Raw genomic sequence first — 18229 nt, forward strand, 5'->3', positions numbered from 1 at the left:
TTACTCGGACGTCTCGACCACCACTGCCTCGTCTTCATCGCTATCCTCGATGCGGGCGGCGCTGACGACATGCTCATTATCGGCCACGTTGAACAAGCGCACGCCTGCTGAATTGCGGCCGATGACGCGCATGCTGGACAGGCCCATGCGGATCAGCTTGGCCTGATCCGTCACAAGCATCAGATGATCGTCATGGACAACCGCGAAGCTGGCGACAACGGGGCCATTGCGCCCGATATTGTCGATGTTCGTGATGCCCTGACCACCACGATTGGTGCGGCGGTAATCATAGGCGGACGACAGCTTGCCATATCCATTCGCACAGACGGTGAGGATGAACTGCTCATGCTCCCGCATCATTGCGAATCGTTCCTGATCCTTCATTTCGCCTTCTTTTTCGGGCTTCCACGGAGCGAAACGCAGATATTCCTCGCGCTCTTCCTGTGTCGCGCCGGAGCGATGCAGGATGGAAAGAGAGATGACTTCGTCGCCTGCCTTCAGTGTCATGCCGCGCACGCCCGTCGATGTACGGCTCTGGAATTCGCGTACGTCCGTCGAGGCAAAGCGGATCGCCTTGCCCTGACGCGTGGCGAGCAGCACATCGTCCGTCTCCCCAAGCAGCGCCACGCCGATCAGGCGATCCGTCGCGTCCTCGTCGAAGCGCATCGCGAATTTGCCATTGCTCGGGATGTTCGCGAAGGCATCCATGCTATTGCGGCGGACGTTGCCATGCGCCGTCGCGAAGACCACCGACAGGTCCTTCCAGCTTTCCTCATCCTCCGGCAGCGGCAGCACGGTGCGAATGGTTTCGCCATTCGCCAGCGGCAGCAGGTTCACCATCGGGCGTCCGCGCGTCGCGGGACCGCCCTCGGGCAGGCGCCACACCTTCATGCGGTACACCTTGCCGTGGGTGGAGAAGAACAGCACCGGCGTGTGCGTGCTGGTCACGAACAGATTGGTGACCGCGTCCTCGTCCTTGGTCGCCATGCCGGACCGGCCTTTGCCGCCGCGTCCCTGCGCGCGGAAAGTCTCGAGCGGCGTGCGCTTGATGTAGCCCTGATGGGTGACGGTGACGACCATCTCCTCGCGCTCGATCAGGTCCTCGTCGTCGATCCCATCGGCAGCGGCCGTGATAGTCGAGCGACGCGGAGTCGCGAATTCATCCCGCACGGCGACAAGCTCGTCGCGCATGACGGCGTAGAGCTTCACGCGATCTTCAAGGATCGAGAGATATTCGGCGATGTTGGCGGCCAAACCAGCCAGTTCGTTGCCGATTTCGTCGCGGCCGAGAGCTGTCAGGCGATGCAGGCGCAGATCGAGGATCGCGCGAACCTGCAGTTCCGACAGACGATACACGTCGCCGGAAATCTCCGTCTCGATGGCTTCGACGAGACGGATATATGGCGCGACCTGTTCGGCAGGCCATTCCCGAGTAAGGAGCTTTTCGCGGGCTTCGGCCGGGCTGGAGGACGCCCGAATGATCCGCACGACCTCGTCGAGATTCGTCACCGCGACCACTAGGCCGAGCAACAGATGCGCCCGCTCGCGCGCCTTGTTCAACTCGAACTTGGTTCGCCGCGTAATGACCTCTTCGCGGAACTTCACGAACGCTTCGATGATGTCGCGCAGGTTCAGCGTCTCGGGCCGCCCGCCCCGGATCGCCAGCATGTTGGCGGGGAAGCTTGCCTGCGCAGGCGTGTGCCGCCACAACTGATTCAGCACGACCTCGGGTGTGGCATCGCGCTTTAGTTCGATGACGATACGAACGCCCAGGCGGCTGGATTCGTCGCGAATGTCGCTGACGCCTTCGATGCGCTTGTCCTTGGCGGCTTCGGCGATCTTCTCGACAAGGCCATTCTTGCCAGTCTGGTAGGGGATCTCGGTCAGCACGATCGACTGGCGATCGCCGCGCCCTTCCTCGACCACATGGCGCGAGCGCATGATGATCGAACCGCGTCCTTCATGATAGGCACGGCGCGCGCCGGACTGGCCAAGGATCAGCGCACCAGTCGGGAAGTCGGGACCCGGTATGATCTCGATCAACTCATCAATAGTGATACCGCCATTGTCGATATAGGCGAGGCAGGCGTTGATGACTTCGCCCAGATTATGCGGCGGGATGTTGGTCGCCATGCCGACCGCGATACCGCCAGCGCCGTTGACCAGGAGATTAGGGAAGCGGGCAGGAAGAACCTGCGGCTCGCTCTCCGATGCGTCATAGTTAGGCGTGAAATCGACGGTGTCCTTATCGAGATCTTCCAGCAGGCTGTTGGAAACCTTGGCAAGTCGCGCTTCGGTGTAGCGCATCGCCGCGGGCATATCGGGGTCCATCGACCCGAAATTGCCTTGGCCGTCGATCAGCATGACACGCATCGACCAGTCCTGCGCCAAGCGCGCCAGGGCCATGTAGATCGCGCTGTCGCCATGCGGGTGATACTTACCCATAACGTCGCCGACGATGCGGCTGCACTTGCGATAGGGGCGTCCGGCAACATAGCCCGCTTCATGCGCGGCATAGAGGATGCGGCGATGCACGGGCTTCAGGCCATCACGCACGTCGGGCAGCGCGCGGCTGACGATCACCGACATTGCGTAGTCCAGATAGCTGGTCTTCATCTCGTCGACGATGTCGATCGGGCTGATATCCGAAGGGTCGGCGAGGAGGGTCTCGTCGGTCAAGGCAATTCTCTTTTCGGGTGTTGCGTTACATTTCTGTGTCGCTGGACCCTAGCCGAGCGCAGGCCTCCTGTCACCCCTCGCGCAAGCGCGCGTGCGAGGGGCTGGAGCGATGAACCGGCTTTCCCGAGCGATGAAGTGGCGCGACGGGGAAGAGCATGGTGCTATCTGCGATGACAGACGCATTTTCCCGCCTTATATCGCTGTTCAACGGGTATTCACGCGTCACGGCCTAGTTCGAGGGGGAACATCGGAGGGCGTGTGACGGTTCAGGCCCGAAGTGAAGCATTGTAGATGCGTTTGTCGTTAAGGAGAGTGATCTTATGCGTTCTGTTTCCAAATTGGCTTATGGTCTGATGTTGGGCGTGGCCAGTGTCGCCGTAACGGCCTCTCCCGCAATCGCCGCCAAAAAGGAAAAGGCTGCTGAGGCTCCGAAAAGAAATCTGAGCAAGGAATTCATGGCAGCCGCACAGCCAGTCCAGAAGGCAAACGAAGCGAAGGATTTTGCCGCAATGTCCGCTGCGTTGCCTACTGCTGAGGCAGCCGCAAGCACCCCTGACGACAAATTCACTGCCGGAAATTTCAGGCTCGCGGCAGGAATCGGGCTGAACGATCCGAAAATTCAGCGCGACGGCATCAAGCAGATGCTGGCTAGTGGTGCTTCGCTGGGTGCCGATGAAGGCAAGTTCAACTTTTTCGCTGGTAAGCTTGCTTACGACATTAAGGATTATAACGACGCAGTTCCCTACCTTCAGAAGGCAGCGGATGCAAATTACGAACCTAGCAATTCCAATCTGCTGCTGGCCGAAGCAAACTTTCAGAAAGCAATCGCCTTGAGCGGTCCTGGCGGTCAGCTGTCGCCTGCCGCAAAGCCGATTGCCTTGCAAGGCCTTCCGGCGCTCAAGAAGGCCATCGAATTGGAGAAGGCCGCTGGTAGGCCCGTGCCGCCGGCATGGCTAAGCCGTGGCTTCTCCATTGCGTACACCGCCGGTTCGCCCGACGCGCCGCAATGGGCCATGCTGCAGGTTGAAACCGATCCGTCCGGTAATAACTGGCGGCAGCTGCTGCGTTCTTTCCAGGATCGCAACCGTACCATGACCGCGGGCGAGAATCTCGACCTGATGCGCCTCATGTACCAGACCGGGGCTCTCCAGAGCGAATATGACTATGCGGAATATGCCGACACGGCATCCAAGCTGGCGCTGTTCGGCGAAGTGAAGACGGTGATCGATCAGGGCCGGTCGAATGGCAAGCTGCCTGCAAGCAAGTTGAACGACTTCTATACTCAGGCAACCAGCAAGATGGCTTCGGACAAGGCGTCGCTTGCCTCTGCAGCGAGTGACGCAGCCAAGGCCGCGAATGGCAAGACCGCTGCCTTCACGGCCGGAGCCTATCATGGCTACGGTGAATATGGGAAGGCAGTCGAGCTGTATCGCCTAGCTCTACAAAAGGGCTCGGTAGATGCAGGTGAAATCAACACGCGGCTCGGCATCGCGCTCGCACTGTCGGGAGATACGGCAGGCGCAAAGACGGCCTTTGAGCAGGTGAGCAGCGGTCCCCGCAAGGAGATCGCGCAGTTCTGGCTGCTCTGGCTCTCCAAGAAAGCGGCCGCATAATTGCTGCGTTCGGCTGGCGCGGGGTCCGGGAGGGCACCGCGCCAGTGTCTTTTTCAACAAAGCTTAACCGACTGATCGACAAGCGCTTGTACTGATTCCGACCTGCGTCTAGCAAATGCCTGTAATGCGCAGGCAGCGCAAATCAGGTTGAAGGAAGCGGGTATGCGGATCGGTCGTATTGCTGGGTCGAAGAGTTGGACGACTGCCGGTTTGGTGCTTGCGCTGGCAATGGGCGCAAGCTCGCCGGTTGAAGCCAAGCGGGACCCTCCAACCCAGATTGTGATGGCGGACGCATTCCGCACGGGTGCGGCTGGTGCAAAGACGGCGCTCGATGCAGGCGACCTTTCAACGGCCAATGCTCAAATCGGCAGCCTGCAGCCGACCAACGCCGTAGAGAAGTATGTCGCAGCCTCTCTGAAATATCAGTACGCCTCAAGGCGTGGAGACCCGCAAGCAATACGCCGCGCGTTGACGGACATGCTGGAAAGCGGCGCGGCTCCTGAAGCGCAGGTTCCGTATCTGCGCTATCTCGCTGGCTATTATTCCTATTACCTCGGCGAGCAGAACGATGCGATCGCGCAAGTGAATTACGCGCGGCAGCTGGGCTATACGCCCGTAGAGACGACAATCATCCTTGCTGATGCCAACATCAAGAAGAAGAAGCAGTCGGAAGGCTTGGCTCTCCTTGAACAGGCCGTCGTCCAGCAGCAGGCAAGTGGCAAGCCCGTTCCCGAAGCCTGGTTCGATCGCGCGATTGCGCTGTCCTACCAAAGCGGAAAGTGGGCCGATGTTGCCAAATGGACCCAGCAGAAGCTCGCTCTGTACCCTAGTCAGGGAAACTGGCGATCCGGGCTCATAAACTTTCAAGCCGCGCCGGGACTGGACCCACAGGCGCAACTCGATCTCTATCGGCTGCAGTCGGCAACGGGCGCCATCGCTTCCGAACGCGACGTCCAGGCCTATGCTGCGCTGGCGGCAAAAAGCGGGTATGAAGCAGAGGCATTGTCGGTCATAGAAGCGGCACGCGCCAACGGAAAGCTGACGGCATCCGAAACGGTGACGAGTGCATTGCTCAAGTCCATATCGGTCAAGGCCAAGAAGAACATCGCAGCCCTCCCGGCGCAGGTCAAGAAAGCTGAATCGGCGAAGGACGGCACAGCCGCCGCGACGGCAGGCGATGCCTATTTCTCTCTCGGACAATTCCCCTTGGCTGTAACGCAATATCGCCTCGCGCTCAGCAAGGGCGGGGTCGATACTGCTCGGGTGAATAGCCGCTTGGGGATTGCTCTGGCCCGTTCGGGCGATCTTCCGGGGTCGACTACGGCGCTCGCACAGGCAACCGGGAACTGGGCAACGGTGGCTAATTTCTGGACGGTCTGGGTCAATCAGCAGGCACAGCGCACGGCCGCTCTCAACCCGTCAGTGGCGCCTCAGCCGGCGTCCTGATCTAAGGAGGCGCGGCCTTCAAAGCCGCGCCTTCCTCCATTAGCCGCGTACAGAATATCGGCCGCCGCATTCCGTAGCAGCGGAATGATGCCTGATGCCATTCCTTGTTTGCCCGCTGTGATGCGGCTGTTACCAAGGCGCATGACCACTGCGCTTACATTGGATAACTTCCTTCCCTATCGGCTGTCTTACACTGCCAACCTGGTGAGCGACGTCGTCGCAAGAAGCTACGATGCGCTGTTCGGCCTGAAGATCCCTGAATGGCGGCTGGTCGCCATTGCCGCCGAAGCGGACGGGGTGACGCAGCAGGCGATCAGCGCTCGCTCGCGAATGGATAAGGTGACGGTGAGCCGGGCAGCAATTGCCTTGGTCGAGCGGGGGCTTCTGGAACGCGTTGCGAACCCGGCGGACAAGCGCTCCCATCTTCTCGTGCTCACGCCTGCAGGGCGAGACCTCTACGCGAAAGTGGCACCGCGCGCCATAAAGCTGGAGCGGTCGCTGTTTGTCGATTTCGACCCGGCTGAACTTGATCGGTTTATGGCGACGCTCCGTCGCATCGATGCGGCCGCATTGGAACTGGAGGCAGGAATCATCGCGGCCGAAAGTGCCGACCAACAAGCTCTATAGCGCTACGCCAGATCCGTCCTTTGGCTGAGAGCATCCAGATCGGCGGGCGTATTGATGTTGGCGATGTCCGCGCCCAGCCTCACGAGGCGGGCGCCAGCCAGTTTCGCCCAGCGCCTGACCGATCGGTCGCTGCTCGTCGCCAGATGCGCTTCAAGGGCCGGAGCGAGGCTGGAAGGCCAGTACCCCAGGATCGGCATGTCTTCAAAAACGACATGCGTTTCGCCGCCGCCCAACAGGGAGAGAAGGTCTTTGGGCAGAACGGGGGTATCGCACCCAGCCGTCAGCACCCCATCATAGCCCTGTGCCGCCGCGTAGTGCAGCGCCGCGTTCAATCCTCCCATGGGACCAAGAGCGCCCATCGGCCTGTCCGGCAAAGCGATGAAGCCGGGCCAAGGGCGTCCACAGACGACAACTGTCTCGCTATGCTCCGCCAACGCCGAGAGGACATGGCTGATCAGCGGTTCGCCGCGCCACAGTGCGAGCGCTTTGTCGGACCCGAACCGGGTAGCCATGCCGCCCGCCAGAACTGCCCCCAGGCGGCGAGGTGATGTAGACGCCATCGCTATACGCCCGGAACTTCGAACGAGGCTGCTTCGGGACTTTCTTTTAAGGCCGCCAGGGCGAGGGCCACTGCCCCGAGCGGTCCTGCATCCGCACCTAAGGCCGGGTGCTGCACGATATCGGCTATCGATCGTTCGTTTACATACTGTAGATAGCCGCCCAGCAGCGCGACGATTTTTGACTGAATCAGCGGCAGCAACTGCGGTTGCCCCATGCCTACGCCGCCGCCGATAAGGACCCGTCTCGCTGCTGTCGTCAGAAGCACGTTGACGACCATCTGCGCGATCTCGCCAGCGATCTCCAGCCAAAGCGGATTGTCCTTTTCGACGTCCACGCCCGGCTTGCCGAAGCGCGCCTCTAACGCAGGTCCCGATACCAAGCCTTCGATACAATCGCAGTGGAAGGGACATATTCCCGCGAAGTCGCCAGTCGCAGTTCGCCGAGGCATCATATGCCCGATCTCGGGATGCAGGGCACCATGAACGGGCCGACCGTCGATAACCAGACCCGCACCAACGCCGGTGCCGATCGTGATGTAGCACAGACTGTCGCACCCTACGCCAGCGCCCCAGGCATATTCCGCTAGCGCCGCACCGTTCACATCCGTGTCGAGAGCGAAGGGGCGGCCAAATGGGACGGCAAGCGATGAAATGAGATCGACCCCTCTCCATCCTGATTTCGGCGTATCGAGCATATGTCCGAAGTCCGGCTCTGCTCGATCCAGGCGCACCGGCCCAAAGGACGCAATGCCTATCGCCTGTAAGGATGTTTGCGCGTCCCACGCCCCCAATGTGCTGGCAAGGGCCTCCAACGTTTCAGCGGGGGAAGTGGTGGGAACGACTTGCCGCCGAATGATCCGGGCACCCTCGGCTAATACTGCAATGGCCTTCGTTCCACCCAGTTCAATGCCTGCCACAGAGGGCGTCATGGCCATAGTTGCTTCATAAGGGTTCATTAGCAGCGCATATGCCACGCCGATAGTATCGACGCGAATAACTCACCTACAGGATCCAGGGTGAGCAAGCTGTTAGTATAGAAGCGGCTAATGAAACAAAGTCGCATTGGCCGTCAATACAACGAAAGAATTCGTGAAGATAAACGTCGGATGAACAATGTATGGGGTTTAACAGCTTGCCGTCCTCTGTGAACAACTTATCGTGTATTGTTGCGGCGCAACAAGGCTAACCCCGATCCTCGGCGTTGCTTGGTTGCTATGATGAAACAACCCAGTGCTCGCCCAGCGAGAGCCGCGATTGCCGCTGTTCTTGCTTTCGCTTCCACTCCGCTCCTGGCGCAAGAGATCGTAACGACGGCACCGCCGCCGGTCGCAGCTACGCAGGCTCCCGTGGTCTCTCCTGTAGCAGCACCGCCAGCGTCGGCACTTGCTACGCCCAGTGCAGCCCCAGCTGCGCCTGCGCCACTCATGGCCGCGCCATCTCCTGTCGTGCAGCCGAAACCGGCGGCGCCGCCTGCGCCTGTCGCACAGGCAGCACCTGAAACAGCGCCAGTAGAGCGCGCTGCACCGCCGCGCCGGAATGTAGTGCGCAGCGTTGCCGCCCCAACACAGAAGGTGGCGGCAGAGCGCCCGGTTGCCACGCGTGCCAATAGTGCGCCTGCCGAAGCGCCCGCGGCCGTCACGCCCGTTGCAGAAGCTGCGGCTCCCGCACCCTCTGTCGCGGCAGAGCAAACGCCCGCAGCCGCGACTAGCAGCGTGGACGATGGCACGAGCAACGGGCTGGAATGGGGCTTGGCCGGTGGAGCAGTCGTGTTGATCGCAGGGCTTGGCTTGATGGCTATGCGTCGCCGCCGTCCCGATAGCCGCGAAGTGCTGGTTGATGAGCGGGTGAACGCAGGGCCGCTGCTGACCGATCATGTGTCAACGCCAGTCGTCGCCTCTGCGGTCGCCACGTCCGCTCCAACCTTCAGAACGGATGCGCCGCGTCATGTAGCTGCCGCACCAGCGACGTTCGACGCGCGTGAGGCCGGACATGGCGATCTTGAAGCCATGGCGGCGTCGGCCCCTTCGACAGCCAACCCGTTCCTGACGCGGAAGAACCGCTTGCGCCGCGCCCATTTCATGCTGCGTCAGCAGGACACGGTGGCATACAGCGATGCCCCTGCCACAGCACCGGCTGCTGTTCAGGATCAGCGCCGCCCATCGCCGGTCTATGATTTCGGCGGAGGCATCAGCAAGCGTCGCGGCTTCCGTCCCGCCACTACCTGACCATTCCTCTAATTACCGAGGCCGGGACTCCCTACGGAGTTCCGGCCTCGGCCGTTTCGCTCAAGCGGCGACCTTCGCCAGCCCCTTCGACAACTGAACCGCGGCATTCAGCCGTGCAGTCGGATCACCCCAGGTTCGCGTGATCACCAGCTTGCTGTCGGGCCGCAGCTTGGCGGTGCCATCGAGCCGCTGGACATAGGAAATAAGCCCGGCAGGATTGGGGAAGCTGTCGCCGTGGAAGCTGACCAGGGCGCCCTTACCCCCAACATCCATCTTCGCGATATTGGCAGCCACACAGTTCTGCTTGATCTCGATGAGCTTGAGAAGATTTTGCGTGGGCTGAGGAAGCTTGCCGAAGCGATCGATCATTTCCGCAGCGAAGGCCTCGATACTCTGGCGATCTTCCAGTTCGTTGATCCGGCGATACAGACCCATGCGCAGATCAAGATCGGGAACATACTCCTCCGGGATCATGATCGGCGCATCGATGGTGATCTGCGGCGAGAACGTATCGCGAGCCCGCTCCGACGCGATCCCGCCGGCCTTGGCGTCGAGGATCGCTTCCTCCAGCATCGACTGATAGAGTTCGAACCCGACTTCCCGGATGTGTCCCGACTGCTCGTCGCCCACAAGATTGCCCGCGCCGCGGATGTCGAGGTCGTGGCTCGCCAACTGGAATCCCGCGCCGAGGGTATCCAGATCGGAGAGCACCTTGAGCCGCTTTTCCGCGGTTTCGGTTATGATCCGGTCGGCCGGCGTCGTCATATAGGCATAAGCACGCGTTTTCGAACGGCCCACTCGTCCGCGCAGCTGATAAAGCTGGGCAAGACCGAAGCGGTCGGCGCGATGGATGATCAATGTGTTGGCGCTCGGAATGTCCAGCCCGCTTTCGACGATTGTCGTGGAGAGCAGCACGTCATATCGCTTGTCGTAGAAAGCGGACATGCGTTCCTCGACTTCGGTCGGCGCCATCTGGCCGTGGGCGACCACCGCGCGGACCTCCGGCACATCGTTGCGCAGGAATTCCTCGATTTCGTTGAGATCGGCAATGCGCGGCACCACGAAGAAGCTTTGCCCGCCGCGATAATGCTCCCGCAGCAGCGCCTCGCGGATCACCACGCCGTCCCACGGCATGATGTAGGTCCTGACGGCCAGACGATCCACGGGAGGAGTCTGGATCACCGACAATTCGCGTAGGCCCGACATGGCCATCTGCAGCGTGCGGGGGATTGGGGTGGCCGTCAAAGTAAGGACATGCACGTCCGACTTGAGCTGCTTCAACCGCTCCTTGTGAACGACGCCGAACCGCTGTTCCTCGTCCACGATGACGAGGCCCAGCCGCTTGAATTCCAGTCCTTTGGTCAGAAGCGCATGGGTGCCCACGACGATGTCCATCGTGCCGTCGGCCAGTCCGGCCTTGGTTGCCTTCGCTTCTGCTGCCGGGACCAGACGGGAAAGCCTGCCGACCTTCAAAGGAAAGCCGCGGAACCGCTCTTCGAAATTATTGTAATGTTGCCGCGCCAGCAGGGTGGTCGGACCGATCAGCGCGACCTGCATCCCGGCCATCGCGGCCACGAAGGCGGCACGCAAGGCGACTTCGGTCTTCCCGAAGCCAACATCGCCACATACCAGCCGGTCCATCGGGCTCCCCGCCGAGAGGTCCTGCAGGACATCGGAGATCGCGCGGTCCTGATCCTCCGTTTCATCATAGGGAAAGCGATCGACGAAGGCGGGATATCCAGCCGCATCGGGCTCTGCGACTTGCGCGGGCCGGAGCGCACGGGCCGCCGCCGTCTTGAGCAATTCGCCCGCGATCTCGCGAATCCGTTCGCGCATCTTCGCCTTGCGGCGCTGCCACGCTTCGCCACCAAGCTTGTCGAGCGCAACGCCATCCGTCTCGGATCCATAACGCGACAGCACGTCCAGATTCTCGACTGGCACATACAGCTTGTCGCCGCCGGCATAGCCCAGAGCCACGCAGTCATGCGGCGCTTTGCCGACGGGGATCGACGTCAGCCCGTCATAGCGCCCGATACCATGATCGGCATGGACGACAAGATCGCCGGGCGAAAGTGTCGCCAGTTCGGAAAGGAACGCATCTGCGCTCTTCTTCCGCTTCGCCCGACGCACCAGCCGGTCGCCGAGCATGTCCTGCTCCGTCAGCACGGCAACGTCCGGCGCAGTGAAGCCGTGATCAAGCGGCAGCACCATCAGCGCCACCGAGCCGCCCGCCGCGATCCCAAGCGCTTCCTGCCAGCTTTCCGCCGAGGACAGGCGCTTCACGCCATGGTCCGCCAGCAGCCCGGACAGCCGCTCCCGCGCACCGACCGAGTAGCTGGCGATCACGACCTTGTGATCCTTGCCAATCTTCGAGAGATGCTTGCCGACGGCTTCGTAGACATTGGCGTTCTGCGCGCGCTCCGGCGCGAAGTCGCGCGGGCCATCCACGCCGAAGTCCAGGACCGAGGCGCTTTCCGGCTCATGGAACGGGCTGGTGATGTGGATGCTGTTGGCAGTGATCGCGTCCGCCCATTCTCCATCCGAAAGATACAGTTGCGCGGGGTCAAGGGGTCGATAGGAGCCCGGATCGGCAGAGCGGGCCTCCACGCGATTGGCATGGTAATCGCGGATGGACTCGAGCCGTGACTCCGCCGCGGCCGTAGCCCCATGATCTCGGATCACGATCGTATCATCGCCCAGATGCTCGAACATCGGCACGAGCCGCTCCTCGAACAGCGGCAGCCAATGCTCCATTCCTGCCAGCCGCCGTCCGTCACTCACTGCCTGATACAGCGGATCGCCCGTCGCGGTTGCGCCGAATGTTTCCCGGTAACGGCTGCGGAAACGCTTGATCGTCTCTTCGTCCAGCAATGCTTCCGAAGCGGGCAAGAGCGTGAAGCCCTCCACCGCGCCGGTCGTGCGCTGGTCGCCAGGGTCGAAGCGGCGGACAGTCTCGATCTCGTCACCGAAGAAATCCAGCCGCAAAGGCTGCGCTTCACCGCCGGGGTAAAGATCGACGATGCCGCCACGGATGGCATATTCGCCGGCGTCATGCACAGTGTCAGTGCGGACATAGCCATTTGCCTGAAGCAATTCCCCAAGCTTAGATATCGCGATCCGTTCGCCCGGCGCGAGACGCGCCACCAGTTGTCGGACACGGAATGGCGTGAGGGTGCGCTGGGTGATCGCGTTGACCGTGGTCAGGACAAGCTGCGATGCCTCGGGCTTGGCCTGCAGGGCGTATAGCCCGGCCAGACGTTCGGAAGCGGCACGCAGCGACGGGGACGCCCGGTCATAGGGCAGGCAATCCCATGCCGGGATGCGGATGATCTTCAGTTCCGGCGCGAAAAAGGCGGCAGTATCAGCAACTGCCTGCATCAGTTGCTCGTCAGGCGCAATGAACACCGCTCGCGTCGGCGACGCCCGCGCGATGTCGGCCAACAACCACGGCTGAAACCCCGCAGGGACGCCGGAAAGCGTCAGCGGAACTTTCGATTTAAGTATCTTTTGAAGGTCAGTCACGATGTGGGTTTTGGTCTCACTTGGCGATTGGGACGAAGTCGAGTTTGCGCATCGCATCCATCATCGGCCCCTGATAACGCTCCGGGATCGGCAGCGTGCCCAATGCCCAGGCCATGATGTCGACATCCTGTTCCTCCAGCAGCTCCTCGAACCAGAGAAGCTGTTCCTCGGTCCACGTCGCGCCATAGGTATCGAAGAAACCGCCTATCATCAGGTCCGCTTCCTTCGTGCCGCGATGGGACGCGCGGAAGCTCAGGCGGCGCAGGCGGGGATCTTCGTGCATGGCGTAGTCGTCCCTCGGGCGGAATGGCGTGCAAATGCGAATAGCGGACGGGGCGTTTGATCAACCCTGTCCGCTGCGATAGTGGAAGCTGCAGATAGACATGCGACCCGATATTCTCAATCCGCTGTTTGCCGAAATATCGGCATTGAAAGGCATTGGCGCCGCGCTGGCCCGGCCGCTGGAGCGGCTTGGCCTGGCGCGGGCCGTCGATGTGGCTTTCCATTTGCCTGTAGCATGGGTCGATAGGCTGATCGTCGATAAGCTGGATATGGCTCAGGCCGGGCGGATCGTGGGCACGGTGCTGACGCCCGTGGATTATAAAGCGGGTGGGGGGACGCGTGCGCCGTTTCGGGTACATGCCACCGACAGCCGGGGCAATTACGTCTCGTTGATCTACTTCGGAAAGAATAGCGGCTGGCCGCGCAAGATGCTGCCGCTCGGCGAGCCGAAGTTCGTGTCCGGAAGGCTGGAGCTGTATGGGCAGGAACTGCAGATGGTGCATCCAGACCATGTGCTGTCTGTCGAAGAAGCGGCCTCCGTTCCGGAGCAGGAACCTGTCTATCGTTTGTCGGAAGGCCTATCCAATTACCGGATGCGGGATCTGGTCGGGCAGGCGCTGGATCGCGCCCCGGAGCTGTTGGAGTGGGTGGAGCCAAGCCTGTTGGATCGCCGCGCATGGCCGGGGTGGCGGCAGGCCTTGGGTGAAGTGCATAGCATGCCCGGAGCCACCAAGGCGCGGGAGCGGCTCGCCTATGACGAGGTATTCGCGGGTCAATTGGCGCTGATGCTCGTGCGTGCGTCTTCGCGGCGGCGGCGTGGCGTGCCGATCCAGGGCGACGGACATCTGCGCGATCAGTTGAAGCTGCCGTTCGCGCCTACGGGTGCGCAGCGTCGCAGCATAAGTGAGATCGAAGGCGACATGGCGCAGGCGACGCCGATGCTCCGGCTGCTGCAGGGCGACGTGGGATCGGGGAAGACGCTGGTGGCGCTGATGGCGCTGCTGAACGCCGTGGAGGCGGGCCAGCAGGGCGCGATGTTGGCCCCGACCGAAATCCTGGCGCGCCAGCACTTTGCTACCCTGCAGAAGATGCTGGCGGGCCTCCCCGTCACCATCGCCATCCTGACCGGCCGTGAAAAGGGCAGGGTACGGGAATCGACGCTGATGGGGCTCGCGGACGGCAGTATCGACATATTGGTCGGCACCCATGCGATCTTCCAGGAGGCGGTTCAGTACAAGGCGCTGGCGCTAGCGGTGATCGACGAGCAGCATCGCTTCGGCGTGGCGCAGCGGATGATGCTGGCGGCAAAGGCAGAGCGGACGCCGCACCTGCTGGTTATGACCGCGACGCCGATCCCCCGCACCTTGACGCTCACCTCCTATGGCGAAATGGACGTCTCGCGGCTGGATGAGATGCCGCCGGGCCGCCAGCCCATCGAAACCCGTGTGCTCTCCGCCGAGCGGGTGGATGAAGTGATCGAGGCGCTCGGGCGGCACATCGGGGGCGGCGGGCAGGCCTATTGGGTATGCCCGCTGGTCGAGGAAAGCGAGGTCAGCGACCTGACCGCCGCCGAAGTTCGCGCCGAGACGCTGCGGATGCGGTTTGGGGAAGCCGTCGCACTGGTCCATGGCCGGATGAAGGGGCCTGAAAAAGACGCTGTCATGGACAACTTCGCCCGCAACATAACCAAGGTGCTGGTGGCCACGACGGTCATCGAGGTCGGCGTGGATGTGCCCAATGCCACGCTGATGATCATCGAGGGGGCCGATCGCTTCGGACTGGCGCAGCTTCATCAGTTGCGGGGGCGAGTGGGGCGCGGAGACAAGGCGTCGATCTGCCTGTTGCTGCGTGGAAACGCCCTTTCCGAAACGTCACGCGCGCGGTTGGCGCTGATGCGGGAAACCAATGATGGCTTTCGGATTGCCGAAGAAGACCTCCGTCTCCGCGGTGCTGGAGAACTGCTCGGAACCAGGCAGTCGGGCGAGGCGCAACTGCGGCTGGCGACGCCTGAACATCTGGCGGACCTGATCGACGCAGCGCGCGACGATGCGCGGCTGCTGATCGAGCGGGACGGCGGGCTGGACTCTCAAAGGGGACAGGCTGCGCGGGCGTGCCTTTACCTTTTCGAGCGTGACGCGGCAGTCGGACTGCTAAGAAGCGGCTGATCATCCGTGCCGGGAAGCACTGTCGTCAATTCGTCACGAGGCTTACCCGGAAGTGCCATGGTTTAGACGTTAGCCAGTAATCTTCGGCTGCCAATGCCCTTCCGACCACGCAGCTGCGTGGGCATCATCACCATAGGGGATTGCCATGTCTTACCTCACCGATGAGGCGCGCGCCGCCTCGCGCGCCGCGTCACCCACCATCGATATGGGCAATCCGAGCCTTGAAGCTCTGGTCGCCGCCAATCCGGCGCGCCGGACGATCCTGCGTAACGGGCTGCTGGGGCTTTCGGTCCTGCCGCTGATGGGTATGCTCGGCGCATGCGGCGAAGACGACGGCTCATCCACGCCTACCCCAACGCCGACGCCTGGACCGACGCCCACTCCCACGACCAGTTTCGCCGTCAACTTCGCTTCGGTCCCCGCCAATCTCGATGACAAGGTTACCGTCCCCGCTGGCTACACCGTGGACGTGCTGTTCTCTGCGGGCGACATCGTCGAGACGGGCGCCCCGGGCTACAAGGGCGCTTTCCAGCCTTCGAGCGAGACGGAAAAGCAGGCTGGCGGCAATCATGACGGCATGGAATATTTCGAACTCGCCGGTGTCGATCCCAATGTCGGCGGTCTCATGGCGATCAACCACGAATTTCCAGACCTCAACATCTTGTTCGCCGGCAACATCGACAATCCAGCAGCCTTGACGGCCGAACAGAGGGCTCTCGCTTTGTCGGCGGTCGGTGTGTCGGTGGTCGAAGTTGCCAAGGGCAGCGACGGCAAGTGGGCGGTGAAGCAGGGCTCAAAGTTCAACAAGCGCTACACTGGCAACAGCTTCTATCGCCCGGCCGGTCCGGCAGCAGGCCAGTTGTCGACGCGCATCAAGGGCACGCTGAACAACTGTGCCAGCGGCCGTACTCCCTGGGGAACTTACCTGACCTGCGAGGAGACGACGGACAACTATATCGACACAGCGCAGCCGGATAACGACTATGGCTGGGTAGTCGAGATCGACCCCTATCAGGAACTGGCTCAGCCGACCAAGCGCACCGCGATGGGCCGTTTCGACCATGAAAACGTTGCGGCGATGGCGGACTCGAGTAACCGTACCGCCTTTTACATGGGCGATGACGGCACGCCGGGGTGCATCTACAAGTTCGTTCCGGATCGGGCGTTCTCGTCGACCAACCGCGCCCTCAACACGGATTTGCTCGACTTCGGCACGCTCTATGTCGCCCGCTTCAACGCGGACGGCACGGGTGAGTGGCGCGCTCTGGTGCAAGGGACGAACGGCCTGGTTGTCGGCGCGATCGATCCCGGCAACGTGAGCCAAGGGCCGACGCCGCCAACGCCGGTCAACTTCCCGAACCAGTCGGAAGTCCTGATCAACACCAAAGTCGCTGCGCGCGTCGCAGGCGGTACGATCATGGACCGTCCTGAGTGGATCACGGTGGCGCCTGACAACAGCGCTGTCTTTTGCACGCTGACCAACAACAGCGGCCGCCGCGTTACCGATGCGGCCAATCCGCGCGTCACCAACCGCCACGGGCACATCATCAAGTGGAAGGAAGCGGGCAATTCGCCGCTTGCGACCACCTTCACCTGGGAAATCTTCGTGCTGGCGGGCGATCCCGCACTTGCCGCCGGTGGCGCCAATCTGGTTGGCGACATCAAGGGCGATACTTATTCGAGCCCCGATGGCATCCGCATCGATCCCAAGGGCCGTCTATGGGTGCAGACCGACCACAGCATTCCCGGCACCTCGGGCCTCACGGGCAAGAGCATCGAAGATGTGTTCGGGCACAACGCGATGTTCTATGTCGATCAGGTGACGAAGCAGACCAAGCGCTTCCTGGTGGGCCCGGAAGGATGCGAGATCACGGGCATCGCCTACACGCCTGACCTCGCGACGTTCTTCGTCAACATTCAGCACCCGACCAAGGCGTGGCCAGTTGCGGGCCAGCAGCCGCGCTCCTCGACCATAGTCGTGCGCCGCACCGACGCACAGCCTGTGGGCAACTGATATCCCGGCCTGCTCCTCCTTCGATGCGAGGGGCAGGCCGCTACGTCGGTCTGCTGTTTGACCTTCGTTAAATCTTAATCCGTTTCTGCCAAGGTCGTAAGGTTGGCCTGTTTCTGCTGACAGCTTGGCGGCAAGGAGTACGAAAAAGCCGCCTTCAGATAGAGGGTGAAGACATGATTAGAGATGCGGAGAGTGATCGCCGAGTAGAAGAGCGACGGGGAACAGATCGCCGGAGCGGAACGGGATCCGGCTATGCTGGACCTGAGCGCCGTGCGGCGGACCGTCGCGCTGCGGAGCGTCGTCAGGCGGACTAACCCGCAAAGCCTCTGGCTCTACCCGACGCGGATGCGATGCGCCGTGGGCGCATCTTCCTGAATCAGCGACAAGATCGCTTCGGCTACGGTCTCGGGACCTTTCAATGTAGCGGGATCTTCGCCTGGAAATGCCTTTGCCCGCATGACCGTGCGGGTGGCGCCGGGATCGACGATATGGGCCCGAATGCTGGAAATGTTCTTCACTTCCTCCCCATAGGCCTTGATCAGCACTTCCAAGGCGGCTTTGGACGCTCCATAGGCGCCCCAGTAAGGCCGCGCAGTGGAGCCCACCGAACTGGTGACGGCAATCACGCGCGCGTCGGTACTGGCCCGGAGCAAGGGGTCGAAGGCAGCGATCAGCGCCTGCTGCGCACCTACGTTCAGAGTCAGCAGCTTGGCAAATTCCTTGGGGTCGATGGCCTGCACCGCGGCAAGGCTGCCCAGCATCGCGGCATTGAGGACCAGATAGTCCAGAGCGTTCCAGCGCCCTGATATGGCGGCTGCTAGCCGACCGATGCTCTCGCCGTCTGTCAGGTCAAGCGGCGCAATGGTGGCGCTGCCGCCTGCCTGATGGATGCGGTCCTCCACTTCCTCCAAGCCGCCGCTGGTCCGCGCCGTCAGCACCACATGAGCGCCGGCCCTGCCCAAAGCTTCGGCCGTGGCAGCGCCGATGCCACGGCTGGCGCCAGTCACTAGCGCAAGTTTTCCGGCGAGGGGAAGGGTGGTCATTATGTTTTCTCGGTGATGATGCGCTTGCGCGGATGCTGCAGATGTGCCTCCAG

Annotated in this window: 12 protein-coding genes; 6 read left to right on the top strand and 6 right to left on the bottom strand. The window is 62.0% G+C overall.

Features of this window, described 5'->3' with window-relative positions; translation table 11 throughout:
- Positions 1–2679, bottom strand: coding sequence for a DNA gyrase subunit A (gyrA, locus tag QHC67_RS03130; protein ID WP_319290854.1), 2679 nt, complete (start codon positions 2677–2679; stop codon positions 1–3).
- 320 nt (positions 2680–2999) lie between these two features.
- Here gyrA and QHC67_RS03135 point away from each other — a divergent pair, with 320 nt between their 5' ends.
- From QHC67_RS03135 to QHC67_RS03145, 3 genes are all read left to right on the top strand, one after another.
- On the top strand, positions 3000–4292 hold the full coding sequence (locus tag QHC67_RS03135) for a hypothetical protein (RefSeq protein WP_319290856.1): 1293 nt from the start codon (positions 3000–3002) through the stop codon (positions 4290–4292).
- A 162-nt stretch (positions 4293–4454) separates the two neighbouring features.
- Positions 4455–5738, top strand: coding sequence for a hypothetical protein (locus QHC67_RS03140; RefSeq protein ID WP_319290857.1), 1284 nt, complete (start codon positions 4455–4457; stop codon positions 5736–5738).
- A 141-nt stretch (positions 5739–5879) separates the two neighbouring features.
- Positions 5880–6365, top strand: a complete 486-nt coding sequence (locus QHC67_RS03145) for a MarR family winged helix-turn-helix transcriptional regulator (protein WP_319290860.1) — start codon at positions 5880–5882, stop codon at positions 6363–6365.
- 2 nt (positions 6366–6367) lie between these two features.
- On the opposite strand, the gene QHC67_RS03150 is transcribed toward QHC67_RS03145, so the two are convergent.
- Both QHC67_RS03150 and QHC67_RS03155 read right to left on the bottom strand, forming a co-directional pair.
- Positions 6368–6925 carry a molybdenum cofactor guanylyltransferase gene (locus QHC67_RS03150; RefSeq protein WP_319290862.1) on the bottom strand — a complete coding sequence of 186 codons (558 nt, stop codon included), beginning with the start codon at positions 6923–6925 and terminating at the stop codon, positions 6368–6370.
- Positions 6926–6927: 2 nt separating this feature from the next.
- Positions 6928–7860, bottom strand: coding sequence for an ROK family protein (locus tag QHC67_RS03155; protein ID WP_319290864.1), 933 nt, complete (start codon positions 7858–7860; stop codon positions 6928–6930).
- Positions 7861–8349: 489 nt separating this feature from the next.
- Between QHC67_RS03155 and QHC67_RS03160 the strand changes: the two genes are divergently transcribed.
- Positions 8350–9150, top strand: a complete 801-nt coding sequence (locus tag QHC67_RS03160) for a hypothetical protein (RefSeq protein ID WP_319290867.1) — start codon at positions 8350–8352, stop codon at positions 9148–9150.
- A 60-nt stretch (positions 9151–9210) separates the two neighbouring features.
- On the opposite strand, the gene mfd is transcribed toward QHC67_RS03160, so the two are convergent.
- Complete coding sequence (mfd, locus tag QHC67_RS03165; protein WP_319290869.1) at positions 9211–12672, bottom strand: transcription-repair coupling factor; 3462 nt, start codon at positions 12670–12672, stop codon at positions 9211–9213.
- Positions 12673–12688: 16 nt separating this feature from the next.
- Positions 12689–12955, bottom strand: a complete 267-nt coding sequence (locus QHC67_RS03170; protein ID WP_319290872.1) for a succinate dehydrogenase assembly factor 2 — start codon at positions 12953–12955, stop codon at positions 12689–12691.
- Positions 12956–13055: 100 nt separating this feature from the next.
- Here QHC67_RS03170 and recG point away from each other — a divergent pair, with 100 nt between their 5' ends.
- Both recG and QHC67_RS03180 read left to right on the top strand, forming a co-directional pair.
- Positions 13056–15119, top strand: a complete 2064-nt coding sequence (recG, locus tag QHC67_RS03175) for an ATP-dependent DNA helicase RecG (protein ID WP_319290874.1) — start codon at positions 13056–13058, stop codon at positions 15117–15119.
- A 145-nt stretch (positions 15120–15264) separates the two neighbouring features.
- Complete coding sequence (locus tag QHC67_RS03180) at positions 15265–17133, top strand: PhoX family phosphatase (protein WP_319290877.1); 1869 nt, start codon at positions 15265–15267, stop codon at positions 17131–17133.
- Between the two features lie 332 nt (positions 17134–17465).
- On the opposite strand, the gene QHC67_RS03185 is transcribed toward QHC67_RS03180, so the two are convergent.
- Positions 17466–18176: an SDR family NAD(P)-dependent oxidoreductase gene (locus QHC67_RS03185; RefSeq protein WP_319290879.1), complete on the bottom strand. Its 711-nt coding sequence runs from the start codon at positions 18174–18176 to the stop codon at positions 17466–17468.
- Positions 18177–18229: the final 53 nt, after the last annotated feature.

Source organism: Sphingobium sp., from assembly GCF_033795625.1.
In the GTDB taxonomy this organism is placed as follows: Bacteria; Pseudomonadota; Alphaproteobacteria; order Sphingomonadales; family Sphingomonadaceae; genus Sphingobium.